Source organism: Streptomyces sp. NBC_00433, from assembly GCA_036015235.1.
Classification (GTDB): Bacteria; Actinomycetota; Actinomycetes; order Streptomycetales; family Streptomycetaceae; genus Actinacidiphila.
In genome coordinates this window covers 6,137,501-6,156,238 of sequence record CP107926.1, presented here as the reverse complement: position 1 = coordinate 6,156,238, position 18,738 = coordinate 6,137,501, and the positions used below count along the sequence as shown (strand labels likewise).

Here is an 18,738-nt window from a genome sequence, read left to right as displayed (position 1 = left end):
GGAACGCACGCGGAACCGGGACGGCGATCCGTCAGGAAGCTATTCGCTCGGCCTGCTCGACGGCCTCGGCGAGGCTGTCCACCACCGGCACCCCCGCGGACTCCAGGGCCGTCCTGCTGTGCGACCCGCCGGTGTAGAGCACGGCTCGCGCCCCGACGTGCGCGGCGGCGGCCGCGTCGTCCAGCGCGTCGCCGATCACCACGACCTGGCGCGGGTCGATCGTGCCGAGGGACTCCAGGTGGCGGACCATCTGGGCGGCCTTGCCCGCCGTCGAGGTGTCCTTGCGGCCGTCGACCCGCAGGAAGTGGTCGGTGATGCCGTGCGCGGCCACGATCGGCACCAGCTGCGCGTGCGGGGCGAGCGAGCACAGCGACTGGGTGAGCCCCGCGGCCCGCCGGGCGGCCAGCAGGTCGGCGGCGCCGTCGGCGAGCCGGCAGCCGTCGGCCAGCGCCCAGTAGTGCCGGTGGAAGGCCGCGTCCATGACCTCCCATTCGGCGTCCGACGGCAGCCGGCCGATCAGCCGCTCGTAGAACCGGGGCACGGGCACGCAGTACAGCTCGCGGTAGCGGTCGAGGGTGATCGGCGGCAGGCCGAGTTCGGCGAAGGAGGCGTTCGTGGCCTCGATCACCGCGTCGATGTCGTGGAAAAGGGTGCCGTTCCAGTCCCACACGAGATGCGTGCTCATGGAAAGAACCGTACTCGCGTGGGAGGTCAAGACGTTCTGCGGCCTGTGGATAACTCGGCTCGCAGTGTGACGGTACGGCGATCGGCGTATCGGTCGATCAGCCGATCAGATTGGGGATCTCCTGGGTGGCGTACCAGAGCAGCTCGTGGTCCTCGGCGCCGTCGACCGTGAACTGCGCGTCGTCGTCGCCGGCGTCCGCAGCGCCCAGCGCGGCGGCCGCGGCGGCCACGTCGGGCTCGGCGTCGTCGGCGTCCAGGTGGACCGCGGCGGCCTCGGACAGCGGCACCCGCTGGGAGAGCCGGACCTCGCCGAGCGCGGCCGGATCGAGCGCGCGGTCCGGGTCGAAACGGACCGCGGCGTCGGGGACGTCCACCGCGATGACCGTGCGGCGGCGTGCCACATCCGGGTGAACCGCGAGCAGCCGGAGCGACGCCTGGGCGGCCCGGTTCAGCGCCGCGTACTCGAGTTCCTCTATGTCGTCGGAGACATACCACTCGCGCAGGCTCGGCGTGACCGCGAAGGCGTCGAGCGGCAGGGGGCCCACCTCGCCCGCCTTGTACGCCTCGGCCAGTCCCGCCAGGGTCGTCGGAATATAGACGCGCATGGCGTGAAGCATACGTGCGCAACCATCCTGATAGGTGAATTCCACGGCGCCTTCGAACAGCGCCCACCAGGTTTGCCTGTCTCCGGCGGCCGCCCCTAGAACCTGACTACCAGCCAGTAGCGATCTTGGGGAGCCACTCGTGCAGCCACCGCAGCCACCCGCCGCACCCTCTTCCGGAGCCGCCCCGGACCCCCGGCGCAAGCGCCTGCCCGGCCACGTGCCGCCGTCCGCGCCCTTGCCGCCGCGCAGGCCGGGAGGTGCGGGGGCGGCGCCGCCGGGACGCCGGGACAGCCGCCGTCCCGCGGGGCGGCCGCAGGTGGCCAGGACGCCGGCCGGGGCCCTCGGCCCGATGTCGGCGCACGACTGGTTCGCCGGCCGGCTGCTCGACGTGCTGACCGGGCGGCAGCCGCTGACGATGCTGGCCGGCAAGGTCAGGGACGAGGCGTACCAGCAGCTGTGGGAGCTGCACGCCCAGCGGGCCGACTGGCGCCCCCGCGGCAACCGCGGGCGTACCCCTTTCGTGTACCGCTGCCATTCCTACCGCACCTACCGCGGGGCGCTCGAAGTGTGCGCCGTGGTGTGCCTGGACCGGGACGTCTTCCGCGCGCTGGCCTTCCGCCTGGAGTCCGGCGGCGTTCGGGCGACCTCCGGCTACGGCCCCGAGCGCTGGCACTGCACCGCGGTCGCCGCCAGGTGACCGGGGACCGGACGGCCGCGACCCACCAGGCAGTGCGCGGCGGCATGACGCGGCCGGGGGCCGGACCGTTCCCGGTCCGGCCCCCGGCCGGTTCTCACACGCCCTGCTGCGGGCCGTGGCGCTACTTCTTGCGGCGGCGGCCGCCCTTGGCGGCCTTGCGGCGCTCGGCGCGCGTCTGGCCGACCTCTTCGCCCTCGGCGGCGTCCGCCGGCTCGCCCGCGAAGTCGCCCTCGACGACACCGCCCTCGCCGTCGACCGTCGGCGCGGAGAAGTGCAGCCGGTCGGCCCGCTTGGGCGCGTCCAGGCCCTTGGCGCGGATCTCCGGGCGGTCCTTGGCCAGCGACGGCGGCGCGTCCTGCACCTCGGCGTCGGCCATCACCGGCACCTCCTCGACCTGCTGCTCGACCTGGACCTCCAGGTTGAACAGGTAGCCGACGGACTCCTCCTTGATCCCGTCCATCATGGCCGTGAACATGTCGAAGCCCTCGCGCTGGTATTCCACCAGCGGGTCGCGCTGCGCCATCGCACGCAGCCCGATGCCCTCCTGGAGGTAGTCCATCTCGTAGAGGTGCTCACGCCACTTGCGGTCGAGCACAGAGAGCACCACGCGCCGCTCCAGCTCGCGCATGACGTCCTCGGTGAGCTGCTTCTCGCGCTCGGCGTACTGCTCGTGGATGTCGTCCTTGACGGTCTCCGCGATGAACTCGGCGGTGATGCCGGCGCGGTCGCCGGCCTCCTCCTCCAGCTCGTCGATCGTCGCCTTGGCCGGGTAGAGCTGCTTGAAGGCGCCCCACAGCCGGTCCAGGTCCCAGTCCTCGGCGAAGCCCTCCCGGGTCTCCGCGTCGATGTAGGCGTCGATGGTGTCGTCCATGAAGTGCTGCACCTGCTCGTGCAGGTCCTCGCCCTCCAGCACGCGGCGGCGCTCGCCGTAGATGACCTCGCGCTGCCGGTTGAGCACCTCGTCGTACTTCAGGACGTTCTTGCGGATCTCGAAGTTCTGCTGCTCGACCTGCGACTGGGCCGAGGCGATGGCGCGGGTGACCATCTTGTTCTCGATCGGCACATCGTCGGGCACGTTGGCCATCGACATCACGCGCTCGACCATCTGCGCCTTGAACAGCCGCATCAGGTCGTCGCCCAGGGACAGGTAGAAGCGGGACTCGCCCGGGTCGCCCTGCCGGCCGGAGCGGCCGCGCAGCTGGTTGTCGATGCGGCGCGACTCGTGCCGCTCGGTGCCCAGCACGTACAGCCCGCCGAGGTCGACGACCTCCTCGTGCTCGGCCTTGACCGCCTCCTCGGCGCGCTCCAGCGCCGCGGGAAGGGCCGCGGCCCACTCCTCGACGTGCTCCAGCGGGTCAAGACCGCGCTGCCGCAGCTCCGCCTCGGCGAGGTCGTCGGGATTGCCGCCGAGCTTGATGTCCGTACCGCGGCCGGCCATGTTCGTCGCCACGGTGACCGCGCCCTTGCGGCCGGCCTGGGCGACGATCGACGCCTCACGGTCGTGCTGCTTGGCGTTCAGCACCTCGTGCGGCACACCGCGCTTGGACAGCTGCGCCGACAGGTACTCGGACTTCTCGACCGACACGGTGCCGACCAGCACCGGCTGGCCCTTCTCGTGCTTCTCGACGATGTCCTCGACCACGGCGGCGAACTTCGCCTCTTCCGTGCGGTAGATCAGGTCCGGCTTGTCCATCCGGGCCAGCGGCCGGTTGGTCGGGATCGGGACCACGCCGAGCTTGTAGATCTGGTGGAACTCGGCGGCCTCGGTCATGGCCGTACCGGTCATTCCGGACAGCTTGTCGTACAGGCGGAAGAAGTTCTGCAGGGTGATCGTGGCGAGCGTCTGGTTCTCGTCCTTGATGTCCACCCCTTCCTTCGCCTCGATCGCCTGGTGCATGCCCTCGTTGTAGCGGCGGCCGGCGAGGATACGGCCGGTGTGCTCGTCGACGATCATGACTTCGCCGTCCATGACGACGTAGTCCTTGTCGTTCTTGTAGAGCTCCTTGGCCTTGATGGCGTTGTTCAGGTAACCGACGAGCGGGGTGTTGACCGACTCGTACAGGTTGTCGATGCCCAGCCAGTCCTCGACCTTGCCGACACCGGACTCGTGGATCGCGACGGTGCGCTTCTTCTCGTCCACGTCGTAGTCGCCGGTCTCCTCCTTGCCGAGGCTGCCGGCCTCGCCGCGGTTGAGCCGGCGCACCAGCCGCGCGAAGTCGCTGTACCACTTGGTCGCCTGGTCGGCGGGCCCGGAGATGATCAGCGGCGTACGCGCCTCGTCCACCAGGATCGAGTCGACCTCGTCGACGATCGCGAAGTTGTGGCCGCGCTGTACGAGCTCGTCCTTGGACCAGGCCATGTTGTCGCGCAGGTAGTCGAAGCCGAACTCGTTGTTGGTGCCGTACGTGATGTCGCACGCGTACTGCGCCCGGCGCTCGGCGGGCGACATGTTGGCCAGGATGCAGCCGACTTCGAGGCCGAGGAATTTGTGCACCCGGCCCATCCACTCCGAGTCGCGCTCGGCGAGGTAGTCGTTGACGGTGATCAGGTGCACGCCCTTGCCGGACAGCGCGTTCAGATACGCGGGCAGCGTGCCGACCAGCGTCTTGCCCTCACCGGTGCGCATCTCGGCGACATAGCCCAGGTGCAGGGCCGCGCCGCCCATCAACTGCACGTCGTAGTGCCGCTGTCCCAGAACGCGCCTGGCCGCCTCGCGGACCGTCGCGAACGCCTCGGGCAGCAGGTCGTCGAGGGTCTCGCCGTTCTCGTACCGCTCCTTGTACTCGTCGGTGAGTGCCCGCAGCTCGGCATCGGAAAGGCTCTCGAAGTCCTCTTCGATGGAATTGACCTGGTCCGCGATGCGGTGCAGTTTGCGCAGGATCTTGCCTTCGCCTGCACGCATGAGCTTGTTGATGACGGACACGTAGGCTGGCTCCTTGCCGGTCGGGCCTGGCGCGGTTGCCGCGCGGGGCACAGCGGGGTTTTCTGTCTGCCTCGGCCCTGCTGCAACGGCCATCGTAAGCGAGGAGACCAGCGGGCCGGGAGGCCCGGCGTCGGCAAAACGGTTTTCCGGGGTCGCAGAGGCTCCGCAATACTCGGCCGCACGTCCTTTGTCCCCAGCTGCGTCCCCCCGCGGAAGGTGTTGCCGAGCCATGGATCCCGTCACTTTGACCACCGGACGCCTGCTGCTGCGCCCGCTGGAGCCCCGCGACACCGACGCGGTGCTGGCCGCCTGCCAGGACCCGGAGATTCCGCGCTGGACGTCCGTCCCCTCGCCCTACACCCGCGAGAACGCGGCGGATTTCGTCGAACGGATCTCCGCCCAGGGCTGGCGGGACGACACCCTGTACAACTTCGGCGTCTTCACCCGTGAGGACGGCGCCCTGGTCAGCTCGATGGGACTGCTCAGGCTCGGGCAGCTGCCCGAGCCCGGCCGGCAGGCGGAGCTGGGCTACTGGACGGTGAAGGAGCAGCGCGGCAAGGGCTACACGGCCGAGGCGGGCCGGGCGGTGTGCGAGTGGGCCTTCGGGGCGCTGGGCGTGGAGCGGGTCGAATGGTTCGCGGAGGCCGGGAACGAGGGCTCCCGCGCGGTGGCGCTCCGCATCGGCTTCGTCATGGAGGGCACCCTGCGGGCGAAGATCGTGCACCGCGGCGTCCGGCGCGACACCTGGAGCGCGGCGCTGCTGCCCTCGGACTGGGGCCGGGAGTCGGCGACCCCGTATCTGCCGTATCCGCCGGACGGCTCCGATCGGCCTGTCGACTGATCCCGCCGGGACCGCGGTTCTCGCAGGTCAGCACCGATTGTCAGTGGGGCGTCCTACGCTTGCGGCCATGACAGCGCTGCCGCCGCACCAGCTCACCTTGTCCGCCGACGAGGCCCGCAGGATCGCCCTGCGCGCCCAGGGGTTCCTCGGCGCCCCCGACCGGCGGGCCGGCACCCGCGGGGTGCTGCGCTCGCTCGGCGCCGTGCAGCTCGACACGATCTCGGTGCTGGCCCGGTCGCACGAGCTGATCCCTTACGCGCGGCTGGGCGCGGTCGGCAGGGAGGCGGTGGAGCAGGCGTACTGGTCGGACGACCACGCCTTCGAATACTGGTCGCACGCCGCCTGCATCCTGCCCATCGAGGAGTGGCCGCACTTCGCCTTCCGGCGGCGGGCCCGGCGGGCGCGCGGCCACCGCTGGCATGTGCTGGCCGACGCCGAGCGGTCCTGCGCCACCGTGCTCGACCGGCTGCGCGTCGACGGACCGCTGACGTCCACCGAATTGGGCGGCGCGAAGAACGGCGGACCGTGGTGGGACTGGTCCGAGACGAAGATCGCCGTGGAGTGGCTGCTGGACACCGGCGAGGTGGTCTGCACCCGGCGGCGCAGCTGGAAGCGGGTCTACGACCTGGCGGAGCGCGCCGTGCCCGACGCGCTGCTGCACGACGACATCGACGACGCCGAGTGCATGCGGCGGCTGGTCGCCCAGGCCGGTGCCGCCATGGGGGTCGCCACCCGCGCCGACCTGGCGGACTACCACCGGCTCAAGGGCGAGCAGGTCGCCGCGGTGATCGCCGACACCGGCCTGGTCCCGGTCGAGGTCGAGGGCTGGGGGAAGCCGGCCTGGGCCGACCCGGCGGCGCTGGCGAGCGAGCCGCGCGGCCGGCACCGTACGACGCTGCTGTCGCCCTTCGACTCGCTGATCTGGGACCGGCCGCGCACCGAGCGCATCTTCGGCTTCACCCACCGGCTGGAGGCCTACACGCCCAAGCCCAAGCGGATCCACGGCTATTTCGCCATGCCGCTGCTGGCCGGCGGCCGGCTGGTGGGCCGGGTCGACCCGGCCAGGGAGGGCAGGACGCTGGTCGCCCGGCAGGTGACGCTGGACAGCCACAAGGCAGTGCAGCCCGCCGCCGACGCCATCGCGGAGGCGGCCGGCTGGGTCGGCTGCGAGGAGGCTCGTGTCGAGCGGGTGCTCCCGGAGACCCTGCGCGAACCGCTGGTCACCGCGGTCAAGCGCTCCCACGACCGCCGCTAGCCCCGCGGGGCGCCCGTCGGGGCGCCGGGGTCAGCGGATCTCGAGGATCTTCTCGCGCATCGCGTAGACCACGGCCTCCATCCTGGAGTGCAGCTGCAGCTTCTCCAGGATGTTGCGCACATGGTTCTTCACCGTGTTCTCGCTGATGAAGAGCTGCTTGGCTATGTCCCGGTTGTTCAGCCCGGTGGCCACCAGCTTGAGCACCTCCAGCTCCCGGTCGGTGAGCTTGGGGGCGGGCACCAGCCGCCGCTCGTCGGTGCGCTGGATCATCGACTTGAACTCGGTCAGCAGCTTGGACGCCATCGACGGGCTGATCTGCGACTGCCCGTCCGCGACCGCGCGGATCGCGGTGGCCACCTCGTCGGTGGAAATCTCCTTGAGCAGATAACCGGTCGCCCCGGCCTTGATCGCCTCGTAGAGGTCGGCTTCCTCATCGCTTATGGTCAACATGATGATCTTGGCGCTCGGTGCCACCTCCTTGATGGAGGTACAGGCCTCGATACCGCCGCGGCGCGGCATCCGCACATCCATCAGCACGATGTCGGGCAGCAGGTCGGCCGCCTTGTCCACCGCTTCCGCCCCGTCCCCGGCCTCGCCGACGACCTGGATGTCCTCCTCCTGCGCCAGCACGATCTCCAGACCCCGGCGGAAGAGCGCGTGGTCGTCCACCACCAGCACCCGGATCGGCTCGACCGGCGCCGGCCCGGCCGGATCGTCCGGTCCTTCGTAGGGGCCGGGCCTGCTCCCGCCGGCAGCCCGGTGCGCGAAGTCCGGCATCAGATCCTCCCCCTCAGACCAGAGTTCACCACTTCCGGTCCAGCATTTCACGTCCCGGCGCCGTGGTGCCCCACAGCGAACCATGGGGCACCAAGGGCGTCCGCCTGTCTTCCGGCGGGCCGATCAACAGGCCGGGGCAGCGCTCAGCGGGCCAGCGCCCCGCCGGCGCCGGCCGGAGCCTCCGCTCCCGCCTCGTCCGCGTTGAGATGGATCACGCCGTAGTCGTAGCCGTGCCGCCGGTAGACCACGCTCGGCTGCTTGGTGTCGGCGTCGACGAACAGATAGAAGTCGTGCCCCACCAGCTCCATCTCGTACAGCGCCTGGTCGAGCGCCATCGGCGCGGCCGCGTGCGTCTTCTCCCTGACCACCAGCGGCCCTTCGCCGCGCACCTCCAACGGGCCCATCCGCTTGGTCGGCACACCGTCGCTCGACGGGTCGCCGACCACCTCGCCCTCCGCGTTCATGTACGCCGCGTCCGGGACGGCGGAGGCTACGTCCGCGGCCGGGATCCGGCCGTTTCCCCTGCGGGTGTGGCGCTTGCTCGCGGCCTTGCGGAGCCGCGCCTCCAGTTTCGTCACCGCGACGTCCAGGGCGGCATACGGGTCGGCCGCTGCCGCTTCCGCCCGGACCACCGGGCCCCGGGTGTTGAGCGTGATCTCCACCCGGTCTGAACGGTCCGCCTGCCGCGGGTTGAGCTCCTTGGACACCTCGACGTCGAGGCTGATCACCTTGCCGTCGAGCTTCTGGATCTTGTCCAGCTTCTCGGCCACGTGCTTCCGGAACCGCTCAGGCACCTCGGTCTTGCGGCCCTTGACGACGATGTCCACGCAGAACTCCGTTCCCGGACCGCCCCGGCTGACCGGTGGCGATCCCTTTCGCTGAGGCCGGCCCGGGTGCCACCCGTCCGGCGCTGCGTCGGCTGCCGCTCCGCATCCCGGGCTCACCGGGAACCGCGAAGCTGCGGCTTTCACCTCCTCCTGCCCCACTGGGAAGATCAACACCCCATGGTGTTCCCTTCCCTCTCCCCCGAACATAGTCCCGGAGTGCGGAAGTCGGCATCCCCAGCGCCGCGCTCCCTCCGTTCGGGTGAAAACCGCCCCTCTTCACCTGCGACGATGCCCGCCCGGGTGGATTTCCGGGCCATCCGGCCCCGCCACGACCGCCGCTCCCGCCACTCTCCCTCCCGCCACCGAGACGGCCCGCGCCGCCACGCTCAGTGACGTCCCGGTGGTCATCAGGTCGTCCACCAGCACCACCTCGGCGACCGACAGCAGCGCCGCACAGCCGCCGACCGCCTCCACCGCACCGGACAGGTTCGCCGCCCGTCCGGCCGCGTCCAGGCCGGACTGGTCGGCGACCGCCCGCCGCTGCCGCAACAGGGCCACCGCCCTCGCCGGCGTCCCCGTGCGGCGCAGTGCCGCTGCCGCAGCACGGGCCATCCGTGCTGTGGCGTCATGGCCCCTCCGCGCCACTGCCCGCCGCGCTGAGGGCACCGGCACCAGCAGCACCGTCCCCGCGACGCCAAGCGGCCGTACAGCCGCCGCAAGGGCCGTTCCCAGCGGCCGGGCCAGGCCCAGCGCGCCCCTCTCCTTGTGCGCGAGGAGCACCGCCCGCACCTCGTCGCCGTACCGCCCCGTCGCATAGACCGGCGGCAGACCGGGCGGCTCCGGTGTCGGACGCACCCGCCGCACCGAGGACGCGCCGCCCAGCAGCCCCCGGCACCGCTCGCACAACTCCGTACGCGGACGCCCGCAGCCCGCGCAGTCCACCGGCAGCACCAGCCCGGCGATCTCCCGCCACCAGCCCCGCATGCCTCCACTGTGGCCGCTGCGAGCCGGCGGCTGCCAGTCACTCGTTCGGTGGCTGTGGACAACTCGGGTCAGGCACCTGACAAGCCCGGCCGGATACGCGGAAGACGCCACAGTGCCGGCGATGGACCGGCTGCCCGGCACACCAGCGCCCCGGTGAGGAGCGGCCCCGGTCAGCCCGGGTAGACCGGGCTGCCGCCCTTCTGGGTGACCTTCTTCCAGTTCGAGTCGTCGGGCAGCCAGTAGACGCTGCCGTTGTAGGAGGCGAGCAGCGGCCTGGTGGGGTCCTCGGAGGCCGCGACCGACACCGCCTCGCCGATGCTCTCCAGCGCGGGCGCCACGGATCCGTCGGTGCTCACGTACTGGATCTGCTGCCCGCCCCCGCCGATGTCGCTGCCCAGCATCACCAGCCGGCTGGCGCCCGCCCACGACACCGAGCTCACGCTCTCCCCGGCAGGCGTGAGATTACGCAGATGCAGCACGCTGAACTGCGGCTTCTCCAGGGTGCCGCCCCGCTGGATCAGGCCGAGCTGCAAGGTCTTGACCCCGCCCTCGTCCTCGACCAGGACGATCCGCACCCCGTCGGAGGCGACCCGCAGCGACTCGACCCGCCCGTCGAGGTCCGGCACCTCCACCGGCACGGGCGCGCCCGTGCCGTCGGGCAGCACGTACAGCCGGGAGACCGCCGGGCTCCGGTCGGCCACCCACAGGTCGTTCAGTCCGTCCCAGCTCGGCGCACTCAGCCCGTTCTTCGGGCTCTGCGCGGAACTGGTCAGCTCCGACGTCCGGAGGGAGTCGCCTTCCGCGAACGAGCCGACCACCAGGTGGCCGTCGGCCTTCACCCCCGCGGCCATCCCACCGTCGCGCCGCACCGCGACCGACGCCAGATCCGCCTTGGCCGAGCCGAACGGGCCGCGCACCGGAGTCGCGGTCGTGTCCTCCCCCGCCAGTTCGTACAACTGGTGCTGCTCGGACCCGATGAAATACCGCTTGTCCGTGGACCCGACCAGGTCCATCGGAGTGAGCGCCTGGGTGCTGAGCAGCGAGCAGATCGTGGCGCCGTCGGCACGCTGCACCTCGGCGGACGCCAGTTTCGCGGACGCCTGCCCCTGCACGGTGGCGAAGAGCTGCGCGGCCAGCCGCATGCACTGGTCGTGCCCCAGACGGTCCGCCTCCTTGCTCAGCCGCACCTTCAGATGCTGCGAGTCGTCCACGGTGACGCCCTGGCCGGGGCCCTTGTCGTACAGCCGGGCACCGGCGGGCGCCGCGGTGGCGACCGCGGGAGCGAGCCAGTTCGTGGGACCGCCGAGCAGCGTGGCCACGGTGGCGGTCAGCGAGTCGGTCTGCTGCTGGCGCAGATACACCGGGTCGGCGACGAGCGTCTGCTGCCGGGTGCCGGAGCGCTGCCCGTCGGGGCCCAGCTCGGCGAAGTAGTACATGTTCACGGAGTGGTATATCCGCTGGAAGTCCGACGCGGACAGGATCAGGCCGTCGTCCAGCCTGTCGATCCGCCACTCGTTGCCCTGCCTGACCAGGTGGACCGAGGCGTGGAAGGCGCCCTCGTCGGGGCTGTAGGCGTGCTTGGCGTCCACCAGCGCGGTCTTGGAGCCCGACACCCCGACCACGGTGCCTGTCGCTTTGGGGCCGATCTCCGTGCCGTCGTCGCTCTGCGGGCCGTTGGACAGCACGGTGATCTTGGCCGACGGATTCCAGCGGTGCTCGAGCGCGTCGGTCAAGTACTTCTTGGCCGTGGCGAAGTCGGGTTCACCACTGGTGGTGGCCTCAAGGAAGCCGCTGACGATCTCGGCGGCGCTCTCCCCGGGGTGCGGCGGGATGCCGAAGACCCGCACCCGCGCGTCGGCGTCCGCCTGCTGGCCGTTGTCGACCTTGCGCACCTCGCCGCCGTTCGGCATGGACGCGCATCCGGCCAGCAGCAGCGCGGCCCCCAGCGGCAGCGCACCGACTCTGAACACCCGCAGGGCCCGGCCCCCCATCGCACGCATCAGACGTCGTCCTCCCGAGCCGCTTCCCTGCGCTCCACCACCCGTGCCCCGCTGCCCGGCAGCGCGGCCGGATCGGCCTTCGCCGTGCGCATCGGAGCGACGTTGGGCATCGGCGGTATGAGCGGCGGCCGCAGCCGCCCCGCGTCCGCGCCCTGCCCGCCGCCCGCCGCGGCGCCGCCCGCGCTCCCCGCCCGGGGTGCGGGCACGGTCGGCGTCGCCGCCGATGCCGGACGCCCCGAGGTGATCAGAGCGCGGTTGCGGCGCGAGTCGTCGGGCTCCAGCGCGATCGGCGATCCGCGCAGGCTGTCGCCGGCCGTGCGCGGCAGCGTCATACGGAACTGCGACCCGCCGCCCGGCTCGCCCCACGCCTGGAGCCAGCCGCCGTGCAGCCGCGCGTCCTCCACCGCGATCGACAGGCCGAGGCCCGTACCGCCCGTGGTGCGCGCCCGGGCCGGATCGGCCCGCCAGAACCTGTTGAACACCCTGGTCGCCTCGCCCGGCTTGAGCCCGACACCGTAGTCCCGCACCGCGACCGCGACGGCGCCGTCGGCTGTCGCCAGCCGTACGACCACATCCCGGCCGTCGCCGTGCTCGATCGCGTTGACCAGCAGATTGCGCAGCACCCGCTCGACCCTGCGGGGGTCGGCCTCGGCGATGACCGGCTGGGCGTCGCCGCGTATCAGCACCCGGCTGCCCTTGCGCTCGGCCAGCGGCTCCGCCGCGTCGACCACCTGCCTCACGACGTCGCGCAGGTCTATCGGCTCCGCCGACAGCTCCGCCGCGCCCGCGTCGAACCTGCTGATCTCCAGCAGGTCGGACAGCAGCGATTCGAAGCGGTCCAGCTGGTTCTGCAGCAGTTCGGCGGAGCGGGACGTCACCGGATCGAAGTCGGTGCGCGCGTCATGGATGACGTCCGCCGCCATCCGCACCGTCGTCAGCGGGGTCCGCAGCTCGTGGGACACGTCGGAGACGAAGCGGCGCTGCATCCTCGACAGGTCCTCCAACTGCTGGATCTTGACCTGCAGATTCTGCGCCATCTTGTTGAACGACTCACCGAGTCGCGCGATGTCGTCCTCGCCGGTCACCTGCATCCGCTCCTGCAACCGGCCCGCCGCGAGCCGCTCGGCGATCCCGGCGGCCATCCGCACCGGCGTGACCACCTGCCGGGTCACCAGCCAGGCGATCGCGCCCAGCAGCACGACCACGAAGATGCCGGCCGTCGCCAGAGTGCCCTTGACCAGGCCGAGGGTCTTCTCCTCCTGGTCGAAGGGGAAGATGTAATACAGCTGGAAAGTGTTGCCGTTGGGGTCTGTGAGGCGTTTGCCGACCGCGAGCGCGGGCCGCGGCGGCGTGCCCTCGTCGGTGTGCATCATCGTGTACTGCTTGAGGGCGCCGGTGTGCGTCTCGACGGCGTCACTGAGCGACTTGGGGATGCTGGAGGGCAGCACGTGGTTCGAGCCGCGCGACCCGCGGGCGTCGGCACTGCCTCCGCCGGGCCCGCCGCCCGCCTCGGCGCCGGGGCTGAGCGTGACGATGCCGTAGACGCCCTTGCCGCCGCTAGCGAACTGGCCGACCAGGCCGTTGAGCCAGTTGCCGGAGTCCACGGGTGCGGGCGGCGTCCCCGATCCCGAGCCGTCCTGCGCCTGACTGCCCTGGGCCGCCAGATTCTGCGCGATGGAGAACCCGCCGGTGGCCTGGTTCTCCGCGGCCTTCTCCTTGGCGTCGAGCAGGCCGTTCTTCACCTGGCCGATGACGACGAAGCCGAGCAGCAGCACCACGCCGACCGACATCAGCAGCGTGAAGGCCACCACCCTCAGCTGGAGATTGCGCCGCCACAGCCGGGCTGCCGGCTGCAGCGGACGCCGTGCCCAGCGCACGCACGAGCGGATCACCGGCAGCAGACCGCGCATCGGGTCCGCTAGCCGGCTCTCCAGCCGCTCACGCTCGTACGACGCGCTCATCTCAGCCCGGTCCCGCCTTGTAACCGACCCCGCGGACGGTCACGACGATCTCCGGACGCTCGGGGTCCTGCTCGACCTTCGAGCGCAGCCGCTGCACATGCACATTCACCAGCCGGGTGTCGGCCGCATGCCGGTAGCCCCACACCTGCTCGAGCAGCACCTCGCGGGTGAACACCTGCCACGGCTTGCGGGCCAGCGCGACCAGCAGGTCGAACTCCAGCGGTGTGAGCGCGATCGGCTGGCCGTCGCGCTTCACCGAGTGGCCGGCCACGTCGATCACCAGGTCGCCTATGGTCAGCTGCTCCGGCGTGGGCTCCTCGGCCCGCCGCAGCCGCGCCCGCACCCGCGCCACCAGCTCCTTGGGCTTGAACGGCTTGATGACATAGTCGTCCGCGCCCGACTCCAGGCCGACCACCACGTCCACGGTGTCGCTCTTCGCCGTGAGCATCACGATCGGCACACCTGATTCCGCCCTGATCTGCCGGCAGACGTCGATACCGTCACGCCCGGGCAGCATCAGATCGAGCAGCACCAGATCCGGCTTGGCCTCTCGAAAAGCGGCCAGCGCTTTGTCGCCGTCAGCACAGAACGACGGCTCGAAACCTTCTCCGCGCAGCACGATGCCAAGCATCTCTGACAGCGCAGTGTCGTCGTCGACGACCAGGACACGTCCCTTCATACCGACCATCATCCCATTTGCATATCGATACTGGTGACCTTTCGTGATCAAGGTCACGCTATGCGACTATTGTCCATGGTTGTACGCGGTTGCGCTGCCCCCCAGTTGCAGCCTGTGGATAACTTGTGGACCAGTACGCCACCGACGCTCCACGGAGCGTCACGAAGCGGTCTGCCGTGTACACACCGCCGCAAGGCTCTCGGCAGTCACCGGCGACGCCACACCGTTCTCCGTGACGATCGCGGTGATCAGCTCCGGCGGTGTGACATCGAATGCCGGATTATAGGCCTGCGTGCCGAGCGGTGACGGCGCCAGATCCGTCACCTCGCTCCCCGGCCGCTGCTCCACCTCGATCGCGGCACCGTCGGGAGTGGCCGGATCGACCGTCGTCGTCGGCGCGACCACGATAAAAGGCACATGGTGATAGCGGGCGAGCACCGCCAGCGGATAGCTCCCCACCTTGTTCGCCGTCGAGCCGTCGGCCGCTATCCGGTCCGCCCCGATCAGCACCGCGTCCACCTCGCCCGCGGTGAAAAGCGACCCGGCGGCACTGTCGGCCAGCAGCGTGTACGGCATCCCCGCCCGCGCCGCCTCCCACGCCGTCAGCCGCGCGCCCTGGAGCAGCGGACGGGTCTCGTCCACCCACAACCGCCGCAGCTCACCGGCCCGGTGGGTGGCCAGGACGACGCCCAGCGCCGTTCCCTCACCGCCCGATACCAGAGCGCCGGTATTGCAGTGCGTCAGGATCCGGTATCCACCGCCGGGCGCCAGCTCCGAGAGCAGCCGTATGCCGTGCGCCGCCATCGCCGCACTCGCCGCCGCGTCCTCCGCGTGCAACCGCCGTGCCTCGGCGAGCGCCGCCGCGGCGCCCTGGCCCGGCCCGGCCGAGCGGAAGGCGGTCAGCGCCCGCCGTACGCCGTACCCGAGATTCACCGCGGTCGGACGTGCGTGCGCGAGCACCGCGGCCGCGTCCTCCACGTCGTAACCGCGAGCCGCCGCGAGCGCGATCCCGTACGCCCCCGCCAGCCCGAGCACCGGCGCGCCCCGGACCGCGAGGGACCGTATCGCCTGCACGAGCGCAGGCACGTCCGTGCAGGCCAGTTCCACCTCCTCGTGCGGCAGCCGCGTCTGGTCGAGCAGCACCAGGACAGGACCGTCCGGCGGCTCCTCCCAGCGCAGAGCAGGGACGGTTTCATGACCGGACTTCGCGAGGTGATCACCCATCTGCCCAGTCTGCCCTGCCAAGCCCGACCTGCGGCAGCCCGTGACACGATGGCGATGAGTACTGACAGGACATACGAAAGGGCAGCCTCCGATGACCAACACTCCGGGCTGGGCCTCGCCCGGATCCTCCGACTCGCCAGAGCCGGACGGCGGCGACAGCCCCCAGGACACGTCCCCCGCTGCGGCGGACGGCGAGAGCGACGGCGCGCAGGACGCAGCTGCCGCGCAGAACACACCACCGGCGCCGCCGGCGAGCGGCCTCTGGTCTCAGCAGCAGCCCCCTCCGGCGCAGTGGCACACGCCGTCCGGCGCCACCGGCCCGCACCCCGCCGCGGCCCCCACGGCCGCGCGCCCCGACGCGCCCACCCCGCCCGAGGCACCGGCACCGCCGGCCGCCGGCACGGGGCGCTCGGGTTGGGGTCAGCAGTGGGCTCCCCCGCCGTCTCCTCCACCGCAGGACGGCGGCCCACGCTGGGGCCCGACGGTGGGTCAATACGGCGCCGCACAGCCGCCGTACGCCGCCAAGCCGCCCGCGCCGCAGCCCGGCGTGATCCCGCTGCGTCCGCTGGACGCCGGGGAGATCCTGCAGGGCGCCGCCTCCACCCTGCGGAAGCACTGGCGGGCCGCGATGCTTCTGGCCTTCGTCGTGAGCCTTCTGACCGAGAGCGTCAACGCGGTCATCAGCGGATTCCTCATCGACGACACTCGAATTGATGACCTGAACCGCGACTCCGACCCGAGCGTGCACGAGATCCTGCACGCGCTCAGCGGCGGAGCGGCGGCATCGTCGCTGCTCATCCTGACGAGCATGATCGGCGTGATCCTCACAGCCGGCCTGCTCACCGTCGTCATCAGCCGTGCCGTCCTCGGCCGGCCGACCACACTCCCCTCCGTGTGGCGGGACGTCCGCCCCCGGCTGGGTCAGCTCGTCGGTCTCGCGCTGCTGCTCCCGCTCGCACTCTGCGCGATCGTCGCGGTGCCCGCAGTGCCCGGCCTGCTGATCGCGCTGGCAGGCGGGGAAGCCGGCGGCGCCTCGCTCGCCTCGCTCGGGCTGCTCTTCGGAGTCGTCGTCGCGATCTGGCAGTGGAATCTCTGGAGCCTCACCGCTCCGGCGCTCATGCTGGAGAAGCAGGGCGCCAAGACCGCGCTCAAGCGCTCGGTGAAACTCGTCAACGGCTCGTGGTGGCGCATTCTCGGTGTGCAGCTCCTCATGCTGCTCATCGCGGCCATCGCGTCGCTGGTCATCCAATTCCCCTTCGGCCTGATCGCCGACGCGATCGACGGCGGCGGCATGAGCAGCGTCTTCTCCGCGAGCACCGACAGCAGTTGGACCACGATCATCATCGTCGCCGTCGGCGGCGTGATCAGCTCCACCCTGACCCTGCCGATCAGCGCGGGCGCCGTCTCGCTGCTGTACATCGACCAGCGCATCCGCCGTGAGGCGCTCGACGTCGACCTCGGCCGTGCGGCAAAGGTCCCCGGATACGAGGCTCCCGCAACAGCCGGCGCCGGACGCTGACCGGCGGGGCGAATAACCGGAAACGCAAAGAAGCCCCGCCCCCGAAGTGACTTCGGGGGCGGAGCTTCTTCTAATATTTGTTCGGCGGTGTCCTACTCTCCCACAGGGTCCCCCCTGCAGTACCATCGGCGCTGAAAGGCTTAGCTTCCGGGTTCGGAATGTAACCGGGCGTTTCCCTAACGCTATGACCACCGAAACACCATGAAACACACACCACACCCCCGACACCTGCCCGCAAAGGACAGTGAGGGTGTGTGGTAGCTGGTTGTTTCAGAACCACACAGTGGACGCGAGCAACTGAGGACAAGCCCTCGGCCTATTAGTACCGGTCAGCTCCACCCCTTACAGGGCTTCCACATCCGGCCTATCAACCCAGTCGTCTACTGGGAGCCTTACCCCATCAAGTGGGTGGGAGCCCTCATCTCGAAGCAGGCTTCCCGCTTAGATGCTTTCAGCGGTTATCCCTCCCGAACGTAGCCAACCAGCCATGCCCTTGGCAGGACAACTGGCACACCAGAGGTTCGTCCGTCCCGGTCCTCTCGTACTAGGGACAGCCCTTCTCAAGACTCCTACGCGCGCAGCGGATAGGGACCGAACTGTCTCACGACGTTCTAAACCCAGCTCGCGTACCGCTTTAATGGGCGAACAGCCCAACCCTTGGGACCGACTCCAGCCCCAGGATGCGACGAGCCGACATCGAGGTGCCAAACCATCCCGTCGATATGGACTCTTGGGGAAGATCAGCCTGTTATCCCCGGGGTACCTTTTATCCGTTGAGCGACGGCGCTTCCACAAGCCACCGCCGGATCACTAGTCCCTACTTTCGTACCTGCTCGACCCGTCAGTCTCACAGTCAAGCTCCCTTGTGCACTTACACTCAACACCTGATTGCCAACCAGGCTGAGGGAACCTTTGGGCGCCTCCGTTACCCTTTAGGAGGCAACCGCCCCAGTTAAACTACCCACCAGACACTGTCCCTGATCCGGATCACGGACCGAGGTTAGACATCCAGCACGACCAGAGTGGTATTTCAACGACGACTCACCACCGGCTGGCGCCGATGTTTCAAAGTCTCCCACCTATCCTACACAAGCCGAACCGAACACCAATATCAAGCTATAGTAAAGGTCCCGGGGTCTTTCCGTCCTGCTGCGCGAAACGAGCATCTTTACTCGTAGTGCAATTTCACCGGGCCTATGGTTGAGACAGTCGAGAAGTCGTTACGCCATTCGTGCAGGTCGGAACTTACCCGACAAGGAATTTCGCTACCTTAGGATGGTTATAGTTACCACCGCCGTTTACTGGCGCTTAAGTTCTCAGCTTCGCCACACCGAAATGTGACTAACCGGTCCCCTTAACGTTCCAGCACCGGGCAGGCGTCAGTCCGTATACATCGCCTTACGGCTTCGCACGGACCTGTGTTTTTAGTAAACAGTCGCTTCTCGCTGGTCTCTGCGGCCACACCCAGCTCACCGAGTAAATCGGATCACCAGACATGGCCCCCTTCTCCCGAAGTTACGGGGGCATTTTGCCGAGTTCCTTAACCATAGTTCACCCGAACGCCTCGGTATTCTCTACCTGACCACCTGAGTCGGTTTAGGGTACGGGCCGCCGTAAAACTCGCTAGAGGCTTTTCTCGACAGCATAGGATCATCCACTTCACCACAATCGGCTCGGCATCAGGTCTCACCCTGCATGAGGAACGGATTTGCCTATTCCTCGGGCTACACCCTTACCCCGGGACAACCACCGCCCGGGCTGG

The 18,738-nt window shown here is 69.9% G+C and carries 14 protein-coding genes and 2 rRNA genes (1 of these 16 running past the window's edge); 4 read left to right on the top strand and 12 right to left on the bottom strand.

Annotated features, from left to right (window positions below):
* Positions 1-31 precede the first annotated feature (31 nt).
* Positions 32-685 carry an HAD family hydrolase gene (locus OG900_26315; GenBank protein ID WUH93280.1) on the bottom strand — a complete coding sequence of 218 codons (654 nt, stop codon included), beginning with the start codon at positions 683-685 and terminating at the stop codon, positions 32-34.
* Positions 686-782: 97 nt separating this feature from the next.
* On the bottom strand, positions 783-1,289 hold the full coding sequence (locus OG900_26310; GenBank protein WUH93279.1) for a hypothetical protein: 507 nt from the start codon (positions 1,287-1,289) through the stop codon (positions 783-785).
* Positions 1,290-1,605: 316 nt separating this feature from the next.
* Here OG900_26310 and OG900_26305 point away from each other — a divergent pair, with 316 nt between their 5' ends.
* On the top strand, positions 1,606-1,986 hold the full coding sequence (locus OG900_26305) for an Rv3235 family protein (protein ID WUH93278.1): 381 nt from the start codon (positions 1,606-1,608) through the stop codon (positions 1,984-1,986).
* A gap of 121 nt (positions 1,987-2,107) precedes the next feature.
* On the opposite strand, the gene secA is transcribed toward OG900_26305, so the two are convergent.
* On the bottom strand, positions 2,108-4,909 hold the full coding sequence (gene secA / locus OG900_26300; protein WUH93277.1) for a preprotein translocase subunit SecA: 2,802 nt from the start codon (positions 4,907-4,909) through the stop codon (positions 2,108-2,110).
* Positions 4,910-5,138: 229 nt separating this feature from the next.
* Between secA and OG900_26295 the strand changes: the two genes are divergently transcribed.
* Both OG900_26295 and OG900_26290 read left to right on the top strand, forming a co-directional pair.
* Positions 5,139-5,750 carry a GNAT family N-acetyltransferase gene (locus OG900_26295; protein WUH93276.1) on the top strand — a complete coding sequence of 204 codons (612 nt, stop codon included), beginning with the start codon at positions 5,139-5,141 and terminating at the stop codon, positions 5,748-5,750.
* 67 nt (positions 5,751-5,817) lie between these two features.
* Positions 5,818-7,005, top strand: a complete 1,188-nt coding sequence (locus OG900_26290; protein WUH93275.1) for a winged helix DNA-binding domain-containing protein — start codon at positions 5,818-5,820, stop codon at positions 7,003-7,005.
* A gap of 30 nt (positions 7,006-7,035) precedes the next feature.
* Here OG900_26290 and OG900_26285 read toward each other — a convergent pair whose 3' ends face one another.
* From OG900_26285 to mtnA, 7 genes are all read right to left on the bottom strand, one after another.
* On the bottom strand, positions 7,036-7,782 hold the full coding sequence (locus OG900_26285) for a response regulator transcription factor (protein ID WUH93274.1): 747 nt from the start codon (positions 7,780-7,782) through the stop codon (positions 7,036-7,038).
* A 143-nt stretch (positions 7,783-7,925) separates the two neighbouring features.
* Positions 7,926-8,609: a ribosome-associated translation inhibitor RaiA gene (gene raiA, locus OG900_26280; GenBank protein ID WUH93273.1), complete on the bottom strand. Its 684-nt coding sequence runs from the start codon at positions 8,607-8,609 to the stop codon at positions 7,926-7,928.
* A 276-nt stretch (positions 8,610-8,885) separates the two neighbouring features.
* The gene (locus tag OG900_26275; GenBank protein ID WUH93272.1) at positions 8,886-9,593 is read right to left on the bottom strand and encodes a ComF family protein; all 708 of its coding nucleotides are present in this window, start codon (positions 9,591-9,593) and stop codon (positions 8,886-8,888) included.
* A 170-nt stretch (positions 9,594-9,763) separates the two neighbouring features.
* A complete protein-coding gene (locus OG900_26270; protein WUH93271.1) occupies positions 9,764-11,593 on the bottom strand; it encodes an LpqB family beta-propeller domain-containing protein in 1,830 nt (609 codons plus the stop codon).
* Entirely contained in the window at positions 11,593-13,503 is a 1,911-nt protein-coding gene (mtrB, locus tag OG900_26265) for an MtrAB system histidine kinase MtrB (GenBank protein ID WUH95932.1), read from the bottom strand. The genes OG900_26270 and mtrB overlap by 1 nt, the downstream gene beginning before the upstream one ends.
* 52 nt (positions 13,504-13,555) lie before the next feature.
* Positions 13,556-14,233: an MtrAB system response regulator MtrA gene (gene mtrA / locus OG900_26260; GenBank protein ID WUH93270.1), complete on the bottom strand. Its 678-nt coding sequence runs from the start codon at positions 14,231-14,233 to the stop codon at positions 13,556-13,558.
* 159 nt (positions 14,234-14,392) lie between these two features.
* Positions 14,393-15,457 (bottom strand): S-methyl-5-thioribose-1-phosphate isomerase, encoded by a 1,065-nt coding sequence (mtnA, locus tag OG900_26255; protein ID WUH93269.1) that lies wholly within the window; start codon positions 15,455-15,457, stop codon positions 14,393-14,395.
* A gap of 91 nt (positions 15,458-15,548) precedes the next feature.
* On the opposite strand from mtnA, the gene OG900_26250 reads away from it, so the two are divergent.
* The gene (locus tag OG900_26250) at positions 15,549-16,976 is read left to right on the top strand and encodes a hypothetical protein (GenBank protein WUH93268.1); all 1,428 of its coding nucleotides are present in this window, start codon (positions 15,549-15,551) and stop codon (positions 16,974-16,976) included.
* Positions 16,977-17,055: 79 nt separating this feature from the next.
* Here OG900_26250 and rrf read toward each other — a convergent pair.
* Together rrf and OG900_26240 are read right to left on the bottom strand one after the other, a co-directional pair.
* Positions 17,056-17,172 (bottom strand): 5S ribosomal RNA (gene rrf, locus OG900_26245).
* 103 nt (positions 17,173-17,275) lie between these two features.
* A 23S ribosomal RNA gene (locus OG900_26240) occupies positions 17,276-18,738 on the bottom strand; it runs 1,661 nt beyond the window's last position.

Excerpts from the sequence above, each read along its gene's own strand:
- OG900_26290 (WUH93275.1), top strand. The coding sequence starts at position 5,818 with ATGACAGCGCTGCCGCCGCACCAGCTCACCTTGTCCGCCGACGAGGCC.
- OG900_26295 (WUH93276.1), top strand. The coding sequence starts at position 5,139 with ATGGATCCCGTCACTTTGACCACCGGACGCCTGCTGCTGCGCCCGCTG.
- mtnA (WUH93269.1), bottom strand. The coding sequence starts at position 15,457 with ATGGGTGATCACCTCGCGAAGTCCGGTCATGAAACCGTCCCTGCTCTG.
- OG900_26250 (WUH93268.1), top strand. The coding sequence starts at position 15,549 with ATGACCAACACTCCGGGCTGGGCCTCGCCCGGATCCTCCGACTCGCCA.
- OG900_26315 (WUH93280.1), bottom strand. The coding sequence starts at position 685 with ATGAGCACGCATCTCGTGTGGGACTGGAACGGCACCCTTTTCCACGAC.
- mtrA (WUH93270.1), bottom strand. The coding sequence starts at position 14,233 with ATGAAGGGACGTGTCCTGGTCGTCGACGACGACACTGCGCTGTCAGAG.
- OG900_26270 (WUH93271.1), bottom strand. The coding sequence starts at position 11,593 with ATGCGTGCGATGGGGGGCCGGGCCCTGCGGGTGTTCAGAGTCGGTGCG.
- OG900_26310 (WUH93279.1), bottom strand. The coding sequence starts at position 1,289 with ATGCGCGTCTATATTCCGACGACCCTGGCGGGACTGGCCGAGGCGTAC.
- mtrB (WUH95932.1), bottom strand. The coding sequence starts at position 13,503 with ATGCGCGGTCTGCTGCCGGTGATCCGCTCGTGCGTGCGCTGGGCACGG.
- OG900_26275 (WUH93272.1), bottom strand. The coding sequence starts at position 9,593 with ATGCGGGGCTGGTGGCGGGAGATCGCCGGGCTGGTGCTGCCGGTGGAC.
- OG900_26285 (WUH93274.1), bottom strand. The coding sequence starts at position 7,782 with ATGCCGGACTTCGCGCACCGGGCTGCCGGCGGGAGCAGGCCCGGCCCC.